General features: G+C 72.5%; 5 protein-coding genes. 4 read left to right on the top strand and 1 reads right to left on the bottom strand.

The features are described 5' to 3' along the window. A partial coding sequence (locus tag GT354_RS07240; RefSeq protein ID WP_237534462.1) for a DUF5719 family protein occupies positions 1-794 on the top strand: 794 nt, incomplete at its 5' end. Positions 795-882: 88 nt separating this feature from the next. Here GT354_RS07240 and GT354_RS07235 read toward each other — a convergent pair. Further along, positions 883-1,332 (bottom strand): metallopeptidase family protein, encoded by a 450-nt coding sequence (locus GT354_RS07235; RefSeq protein WP_346011907.1) that lies wholly within the window; start codon positions 1,330-1,332, stop codon positions 883-885. Positions 1,333-1,478: 146 nt separating this feature from the next. Between GT354_RS07235 and GT354_RS07230 the strand changes: the two genes are divergently transcribed. The 3 genes from GT354_RS07230 (at position 1,479) to GT354_RS07220 (ending at position 3,726) form a co-directional block, all read left to right on the top strand. After that, the gene (locus GT354_RS07230) at positions 1,479-1,853 is read left to right on the top strand and encodes a DUF3499 domain-containing protein (RefSeq protein WP_161355422.1); all 375 of its coding nucleotides are present in this window, start codon (positions 1,479-1,481) and stop codon (positions 1,851-1,853) included. Between the two features lie 204 nt (positions 1,854-2,057). Then, on the top strand, positions 2,058-3,428 hold the full coding sequence (locus GT354_RS07225; RefSeq protein WP_161355421.1) for a phosphomannomutase/phosphoglucomutase: 1,371 nt from the start codon (positions 2,058-2,060) through the stop codon (positions 3,426-3,428). A gap of 112 nt (positions 3,429-3,540) precedes the next feature. Next, positions 3,541-3,726: a Trm112 family protein gene (locus GT354_RS07220; protein WP_161355420.1), complete on the top strand. Its 186-nt coding sequence runs from the start codon at positions 3,541-3,543 to the stop codon at positions 3,724-3,726. Positions 3,727-3,843 lie beyond the last annotated feature (117 nt).

Genomic DNA, 3,843 nt, shown 5'->3' with positions numbered 1-3,843 from the left:
CCGCGGTGCACGTCGTCGCGCGCACCGGCCGGGTCGCGGCGGCGCTGCGCGACCAGGAGGGCGCGGTGGGCACCGACTGGCTGCCCTCCTCGGCCGCTCCGGCCCGTGACGTGGTGATCCCGGGCCTGCCCGGCAACGCGACCACCGTGCAGTTGATGCTGCTCGCCCCCAGCGGGGACAGCACCGACGTCGAGATCTCCGTCGCGGGCAAGGTCAGCACCTTCAAGCCGGTCGACAACGGCTCGGCGGAGGTCAAGGGCGGCAAGGTCACCGTGCTCGACCTGGGCCCGATCGCCCGCGGCGACGCGAGTGCGATCCGGCTCGTCGCCGGCCGCGCCGACATCGTCGCCGGCGTACGCGTGGTCCAGGGCACCGGCGGGGACGCCGAGGCGGCCTTCCTGACCGGGTCCCCGGTGCTCACCCATCGCGCGGTCGTCGCGGACAACCGCGCGGGCGGAGCGTTCACCAGCACCGTGTCGCTCACCGCGCCGCAGGGCACCACGAAGGTCAAGCTGACCTCGATCGGCGACAAGGGCGAGCCCGTGTCGGCCGACGTCGAGGTGCTCGGCGGAGCCACCGTCGCCGCACCGGTCCCGGTGCCGCCCGGCGCGACCGCCTTCGCGGTGATCGTCGAGCCGCAGCCGGGCTCACCGCCCGTGCACGCCGCGCGCACGATCACCGAGCTCGTCGGCAAGTCGCCCACCTTCACGGTCCAGACCCTCGCCCCCACGGTCGAGACGGCCGTGGTGCCCAACGCCCACGCGAACCTGACGCTGCTGGTCCCACAGAAGTAACCGCCCGCCCGCCGCTCGGTGGCCGGACGGACACCGCGACCCGGGCCCCCTCGACGGGGGACCCGGGTCGCGGCATCTTGCGGGTGGTTCAGTCGTCGGGGTCGATCGTGTCCGGATCCATGCCCAACAGATCGGCGACCTGCTCCACGAGCACGTCGTTGACCAACATCTCCAGCTCGGCGCGGCCCTCCGCGCGAAGTTCGAGCGGACGCCGGTACAAGATGATCGTCGCCGGCACGTCCTTGGACGCCGGCACGAGCCGGCCCAGCGCCACCGCCTCGTCGCCGTTGACCGCCGTCTCGGCCTCCGGGACGTCCAGGACCGCGAAACGGACCTCCTCCAGTTGCGGCCAGCGCTTCGCGAGCCGTTCCACGACGTCGGCGGCGAGGTCGTCGAACCGTTGTGCGCGCGTCAACGCGATCGGCACGGGGGGCGGGGCGAGCGGACCGCGCATGCCGCGGCCGTGCCGGTCGCGCCGACTGCGGCGGCGCCGGTCGCGCTCGCGAGGAGAAGAGGGGACAGAGTGCTCGTTGTGCACGGCAACGAGCTTAGGGCGTGCGGCTTCGCGGCGGACCCGGCGCGCCGCTGCGATCCGCGCCCGACACCCTGTGAGGAGCGACACGTGAGTCACACCCGACCGGTATACGAGGCGGCTCGCGTCCGCTTGCGGTACCGTCCATCGTCGTGAGCCCTGTACGTCGCTGTTCGCGGACCGCCTGCGGTCGAACCGCAGTCGCCACGTTGACGTACGTCTACGCCGACTCCACGGCCGTCCTGGGACCTCTGGCGACCCACGCCGAGCCCCATTGCTACGACCTGTGCGCCGAGCACTCGGAGCGGCTGACCGCGCCTCGTGGTTGGGATGTGTTGCGCCTCGCGCCGGATCCGAGCGCGGGCAAGCCGAGCAGTGACGACCTCGAGGCACTGGCCAACGCCGTGCGCGAGGCCGCCCGCCCGCCGCAGCCCCCGCCGCCCCCGCCCGAGCCCACCGACCGCGACGGCCGACCCGAGTCCGGTCGGCGCGGCCATCTGCGCGTCCTGCGCTCGCCCGAGAGCTGACCGGATCCGGCCCGACACGACCCGACCCACCCGCGTTCGGTGATCCACGTGTGCCCGCCCGCGGCCGATAGGGTCTGACAAGTCGTCCGCGGGGCAGGGACGACGTCGACGGGCAGCCGGCCGCCCCGGCCGACAACGGTCGAACAGCAGCCGGCAACGGTCGAGCAGCGGCCGACAACGGAAACCAAGCGAGTGGAGTCCTCGGTGCGCGACCTCTCCCAGATCGTGAAGGCGTACGACGTGCGGGGTGTCGTCCCCGACCAACTGGACGCCGACACCGCGCGGGCCCTCGGCGCGGCGTTCGTCCGCGTCACCGAGGCCGACGCGATCGTGATCGGCCGGGACATGCGCCCGTCGTCGCCCGAACTGTCCGACGCGTTCGCGGCCGGTGCCGCCGCGCAGGGCGCCGACGTCACGCTGATCGGCCTCGCGTCGACCGACGAGCTCTACTTCGCCAGCGGCAGCCTGGACCTGCCCGGGGCGATGTTCACCGCGAGCCACAACCCCGCGCGATACAACGGCATCAAGATGTGCCGCGCCGGCGCCGCCCCGATCGGGCAGGACAGCGGCCTCGCCGACATCCGCGCCCTCGTGGAGGCAGGCGTACCGGCATACGACGGCGAACCCGGCACGATCACCGAGCACGACGTGCTCGACGACTACGCCGCGCACCTGCTCGGCCTGGTCGACCTGACCGGCATCCGCCCGCTCAAGGTCGTCGTGGACGCGGGCAACGGCATGGGCGGCCACACCGTGCCCACCGTGCTCGGCGCCGGCAGCAAACTGCCGCTCGACGTCGTCCCGCTCTACTTCGAGCTCGACGGATCGTTCCCCAACCACGAGGCGAACCCGCTCGACCCGAAGAACCTGGTCGACCTCCAGGCGAAGGTCCGCGAAGTGGGCGCCGACCTCGGTCTGGCCTTCGACGGCGACGCCGACCGCTGCTTCGTGGTCGACGAGAACGGCGACCCGGTGTCGCCGTCCGCCGTCACCGCGCTCGTCGCGGTCCGCGAAATCGCCCGTGCCCAGGCCGCCGGCGAGCACACGCCGATGATCATCCACAACCTGATCACCTCCCGCGCCGTGCCCGAGATCGTCCACGAGCACGGCGGCGAGGCGGTGCGCACGCGCGTCGGACACTCGTTCATCAAGGGCGAGATGGCCAAGACCGGGGCGATCTTCGGCGGCGAGCACTCCGCGCACTACTACTTCCGCGACTTCTGGCGCGCCGACACCGGCATGCTGGCCGCCCTCCACGTCCTCGCCGCGCTCGGCGGGCAGGGCCTGCCGCTGTCCGAGTTCGCGAGCGAGTACGACCGCTACCCGGCGTCCGGCGAGATCAACAGCGAGGTCGCCGACCAGGCCGCCGCGACCGCGAAGGTCCGCGCGGCCTTCACCGGCCGCCCCACGGTCACCATCGACGACCTCGACGGAATGACCGTGGTGGCCGACACGTGGTGGTTCAACCTGCGCGCGTCCAACACCGAGCCGCTGCTGCGCCTCAACGTCGAGGCCGACGACCAGGCCACGATGACGGCGATCCGGGACGAGGTTTTGGCACTGGTCCGAGGCTGACTCGCCTGGGCTGGGTAGTGTGATGGGTTCAATCGGACGGCCGCGTCAACAGGTCTGGACGAACAAGTACCTGCTCCCCGCACCGGCGGGGACGGTCCCGGTGGGAGAAGTCATGAATCTGGAACCGTCGCAGTTGGCGATTTTGACCTGCCCGGTCTGCCACGGCTCGCTGCGCCGTGACGGGGACGTCGAGCTGGTGTGCGACAACCACGCGTGTGGGCTCGCGTATCCCGTCGTCGACGGAATCCCCGTACTGCTGGTGGACGAGGCGCGCCGCCCCGACGCCGCCCGGGCATGAACACCCTCGACGAGGTCCTGCTCGACGACCCGGACGGCATCGCCAGGGCCGACGCGGCGGACACGCTGCGCGCCCTGGCCGGCGCCGGGGCCCAGGTCCGGCGGGCCGTGCAGGCCG

It is taken from the genome of Streptomyces sp. SID3343 (genome assembly GCF_009865215.1).
GTDB lineage: Bacteria > Actinomycetota > Actinomycetes > Streptomycetales > Streptomycetaceae > Embleya.
This window is presented reverse-complemented; position numbering and strand designations above follow the sequence as displayed.

Excerpts from the sequence above, each read along its gene's own strand:
- GT354_RS07220 (WP_161355420.1), top strand. The coding sequence starts at position 3,541 with ATGAATCTGGAACCGTCGCAGTTGGCGATTTTGACCTGCCCGGTCTGC.